The 4,713-nt window shown below is 42.1% G+C and carries 4 protein-coding genes and 2 pseudogenes; 3 read left to right on the plus strand and 3 right to left on the minus strand.

The features are described from left to right. Positions 1–238, plus strand: a pseudogene (locus LYNGBM3L_RS41665) (NfeD family protein); the annotation flags it as partial. A 361-nt stretch (positions 239–599) separates the two neighbouring features. Here LYNGBM3L_RS41665 and LYNGBM3L_RS24310 read toward each other — a convergent pair. The 3 genes and pseudogenes from LYNGBM3L_RS24310 to LYNGBM3L_RS50855 all read right to left on the minus strand — a co-directional run. Beyond that, on the minus strand, positions 600–1,241 hold the full coding sequence (locus LYNGBM3L_RS24310; protein WP_008187961.1) for a DUF6391 domain-containing protein: 642 nt from the start codon (positions 1,239–1,241) through the stop codon (positions 600–602). A gap of 181 nt (positions 1,242–1,422) precedes the next feature. Then, positions 1,423–2,346, minus strand: coding sequence for a pentapeptide repeat-containing protein (locus LYNGBM3L_RS34245; protein WP_081431919.1), 924 nt, complete (start codon positions 2,344–2,346; stop codon positions 1,423–1,425). A 120-nt stretch (positions 2,347–2,466) separates the two neighbouring features. Continuing rightward, positions 2,467–2,877, minus strand: a pseudogene (locus LYNGBM3L_RS50855) (Sll1247 family protein); the annotation flags it as partial. 375 nt (positions 2,878–3,252) lie between these two features. Here LYNGBM3L_RS50855 and LYNGBM3L_RS24320 point away from each other — a divergent pair. Both LYNGBM3L_RS24320 and ispG read left to right on the plus strand, forming a co-directional pair. Beyond that, a complete protein-coding gene (locus tag LYNGBM3L_RS24320) occupies positions 3,253–3,552 on the plus strand; it encodes a hypothetical protein (protein ID WP_008187964.1) in 300 nt (99 codons plus the stop codon). 130 nt (positions 3,553–3,682) lie between these two features. Next, the coding region (gene ispG / locus LYNGBM3L_RS24325) for a (E)-4-hydroxy-3-methylbut-2-enyl-diphosphate synthase (protein ID WP_044494629.1) at positions 3,683–4,713 on the plus strand (1,031 nt) is incomplete at its 3' end.

Consider the following 4,713-nt stretch of genomic DNA (forward strand, 5'->3'; position numbering starts at 1 on the left):
TAAAGCCACATACTGGCCCGCCCGGTTATGTGATCATGATTCCCAAGTTACCCTTGTGCCTGATGACCAAGTGACTGTGGTGGGACGACACGGGATTACGTTGCTGGTGGTTCCTGCAGGCTATATTTCCCCTGGCAATTCACCAGAGGATGAACCGGGGGTTCAAGAAGCTAGTCAATCCCAGAGCTTGGGATTGACTCAAAAACTGAGCTCAGTCTTTTCACAACTGTGGCGCTAGAGTTTAATAACCGTAAGCTTATGCGCTACGCGCACGCTGCGCGAACAGCTATCAGCAGTCAGCTTACGTGCTACTGGAAAAGCTTCCCTTTCTCGAAACAGTTAATGTTCTCCTAGCCAGGATAAATCAAGAAAGTTCAGACGTTATATATGTTACATATAACGTCTGAATTTGGGATTTTTTTTCTGGCCAAGCTTGCATCTAAAGCTTGCATCTTATTTCATGTTCGGATAATCACCATTAATCAAAATCTCCTCATCTCCCCATCTCCATCTCCATTTGTAGTCTTAATTTTAAGAATTGGTATAAGTCGGTCGGTTCTCTTGGACTCATCTAACCAAAGACAAATCACAATTGAAGCTTAGTCAATCCATCGCATCTGGACAAAATGGGCTGGACGTCCCCAGATATCAGATGTTTCCCTAATGTCTACAATCGCCAGGTTAAAAGGAATGGCAGTAGTTAAGTATCGTTGCGCTAAGTTCCCCAAATCAGGTGTTAGTTGAGTAGCAGCCACCCCTGCAAAGCCAAGACCCAACAGTTGTTCAATCGGTCCTCGCGGCAGTAACAGATGAACTGCCAACCCTAGTCCAGCACCTAAAAACACTGCTACTGAGAGATTCGTGCCGCAGCGGGGGTGGATAGCCATATTCCATTCTCCCCTAGTCAGTCGCTCTAGGGCAGTGGGTACTGCTCGTCTCAACTCAGCCAAATTTACCTGACCATAGAGATAAAATCCTTGGTCAGTTGATAGTCCTCCTATCGCATTATTATCTGATGGAGGAGTGCTAGGGGTTGCACCAGCACCACTAGCACCATAGCGCTGACTTAGAACCCAGACAGTAGCGTGTTCTAGAGCATGAACCTGACGCACCATGAGAATGTCTTTTAACCCTGGAACGAAATTCAGCTGCCTAAGCAAATCTGTATCCTGTGTCGGTTGAGGGGCTGTAAAATCAAAGTCCCAAAAGTTACTGGTGTTTACGGAAGCAGAATTACTCATGGCAGCAACAACGCAAAAGCAGGTTCATTAATATCAGACACTTTCACTGTAGCATTGTGTCCGATTGAATACTTATCATTCCTAAACATTCAGCTGACTGCTTAAGAATGATAGCTGACTGCTTAGAAAACTTGATCATTCTTAGTTGTTCGTCAATTAACCATTAAAAATTAAATAACAATTAACCATTAACAATAAATATAGCTCCTCGCTGTTCTAGCTCAGGTTGAATTTTATCAGGCAAAACTGCGTTGTACCAAAATTTAGCACCTTGGACATTGGCTTTCTGAAGATTACTACCAAATAGGTTAGTACCCATCAAATTTGTCTGACTCAAGTCAGCATTAGTCAGATCGACGTGACGCAGTTGAGCATAACTGAGTTCACTACCACTGAGGTCTCCATAACTCAACTGAGCATGACTTAATTGAGCATAGCTAAGGTTAGTCTTCCTTAAGCTGGCATAATTCAGAGAAGCACCACGCAGGTGAGCCTGAGTAAGGTTAGCACTATCTAAGTTTACGTGATTGAGATTGCTATGGTTTAGCTTGGCTTGACAGAGGTTGGCTTGACACAGCTTAGGGTTATTCAGGTTAGCTTGCGTCAATTTGGCACCCCTGAGGTTGGCATGATTGAGCTTAGTATGGCGTAAGTCACCTCGATTAAGGTTAGCACCACTAAGGTTGACCCCACTGAGTTTGGCATTTTGCAAACTAGCACCACTAAGGTTGGCATCGCTCAAATCAGCATGTTGTAAGTCAGCATGAACCAGATTAGTCTCGTTCAAACTGGCATTGCTGAGATTTGCTTGCTGTAAATTAGTACGACGTAAATCAGCACCCCTTAGGTTGGTACTACTCAAATCAGCACTATTCAGGTCAGCTGTGATTAACTTGACACCACTAAGATTAGCAGCGCTTAAGTTAGCCCCACTGAGTTTAGCAAGGCTTAAGTCAGCCTGACTTAAATTGGCACCACTAAGATTAGCACCACGCAGGTCAGCAGCCCTTAATTTCGTATTACGTAAATCGGCACCACTAAGATTAGTACCACGCAGGTCAGACCCTTTTAATTGTGGAAATACTCTATAGCTATCCGAAGAAATAACCCTCGGATTATCTGGCTGATCATCTTATCCGATTTTAATTAGATTATATTCAATATTTTGAGTGTAAATCCCTAGAACAATATTGAAAAATTCCCAAAAATTTATCAACCACTAACACTATTGCTCTGGAGAGTTTTCGTAATAGCAAATTATTTGAGCAATACAAACGTCTAGATGTGCTTTGACGTACTTACAAATTAAAACAATTTTGAGCAAAATACTAACAATAGTGAGCGCGTATTATTGAGTTGTTAGTAAAATAAATAGAGGAGATGGTTCCTGACTATCTTCAGTCGTAAAAAGCTCCACTAATCTTCTGAAGGTGCGCAGAATTAAGTCGAGGGTTATAGTTGATTGGTTATAGTCAATGTAGAGTTGATCGATTTTTTGATAAATTTTACTATTTACTATGGCTAAGGATTTATGATTATGTACGTAAATTAATAAATATTTTTTCAGACTTTGCTTAAAGTCTCTATAATTTAAATTTTTAATTTGCTTGACAAAAATACGGGCTTGGTAATTGTAATTACACCATAGCTGTTTAGATTAATTTTTTAAAAAAATATCAATAACTTCGTTTCCTATATTTGTCGGATTATAAGTGTCTTCATGTTTTAAGATAGGGGAATTATAGTGAACTGTATACCTAGCTATATCAAATGTAAATTGGTATTTTAATTGATTGGCTATATCTATAGCAATTTTTCGCTGTTCTATGGGATTTTTATGCTCAAGATATTGAGGAACTAATAAATAAGACGCATAGTGAAAACTCCAATAACCTCTTTTAGCATTTGAATTGATTTCATTAAAAAGCTTTAGTTGATTATATAGAGAATTGAATTTGAACAGCAAGTTGAGACAAACAAGCGACTCCTGAAAAACGTAAAATTGAGAGCAATGACTTTAGCCAATGAGGAATGTAATTTGCCCGGGTGGTCATTACTAGCTATAACCATCTCTGAGAGTACTGTGGAAGTTAATGTAAATTGTGCCCAAGACTGCATCAACGGTTCTATCTTAGGTAACAAATGCCCCAATAAACAATACCTTGCTGAGGCATCCCAGTTCATTAACGGTACTTCATTGGACAAAATGTTAGAGTTGGCAGCGGTGCGACCCCGCGCTTTTTCAAAGCTAAGCGTGAACGCGCACCGTGAGGAAGCACGGCTCAAGAAACTATCTCAACCCCCTAAATGAATGGGTGATTACCGACTTTCCTGAGTAGAAAACTCTCACCCCTAAGCCAAAAGCGCCTGATTCTATGGGAACCTAAGAGAATAAATACAAAAACCTACTATTTTCGCTAAGCCAAAGCAACTAACAGGTTATGCAAACTCTAAGCACACCTCAAAGGGCTGCTACATTACCAGCTTTCGATACTACTATCCACCGCCGTCAAACCCGCCCTGTCAGAGTGGCTAATGTCACTATTGGCGGGGGATACCCGGTGGTGGTGCAATCGATGATTAATGAAGATACCTTAGATATCAATGGTTCCGTTGCTGCTATTCGCCGCTTGCACGAGATTGGTTGCGAGATTGTCCGTGTCACTGTTCCGAGTATGGCACATGCTAAAGCCCTAGCCGAAATCAAAGAGAAACTAGCAGCGACCTATCAATCGGTGCCTCTAGTAGCTGATGTCCATCACAATGGCATGAAAATTGCTCTGGAAGTTGCCAAGCATGTGGATAAGGTGCGGATTAATCCAGGATTGTATGTATTTGAAAAGCCCAAAGCCAATCGCAGTGAATACACTGAAGCTGAATTTGAGGAAATTGGGGAAAAAATTCGGGAAACCCTAGAACCCCTAGTCATTTCCCTCCGTGACCAAGGGAAAGCTATGCGCATCGGAGTCAATCACGGTTCCCTAGCGGAACGGATGCTGTTTACCTACGGTGATACCCCAGAAGGGATGGTGGAATCTGCTCTGGAATTTATTCGTATCTGTGAATCCCTCGATTTCCGCAATTTGGTGATCTCCCTCAAGGCTTCACGGGTACCTGTGATGCTAGCCGCCTATCGCTTAATGGTACGGCGAATGAATCAGTTGGGGATGGATTACCCGTTGCATTTAGGTGTTACTGAAGCCGGGGATGGGGAATATGGACGGATTAAGTCTACTGCTGGTATTGCTACTCTGCTAGCTGAGGGGATTGGTGATACGATTCGTGTCTCTCTTACGGAAGCCCCAGAAAAAGAGATTCCTGTTTGCTACAGTATTCTGCAAGCTCTGGGATTGCGGAAAACTATGGTGGAGTATGTGGCTTGTCCGTCCTGTGGTCGTACTTTATTTAATTTAGAGGAAGTTCTGCATAAGGTGCGGGAAGCTACTAAACACCTCACTGGCTTAGATATTGC

It is taken from the genome of Moorena producens 3L (assembly GCF_000211815.1).
GTDB lineage: Bacteria > Cyanobacteriota > Cyanobacteriia > Cyanobacteriales > Coleofasciculaceae > Moorena > Moorena producens.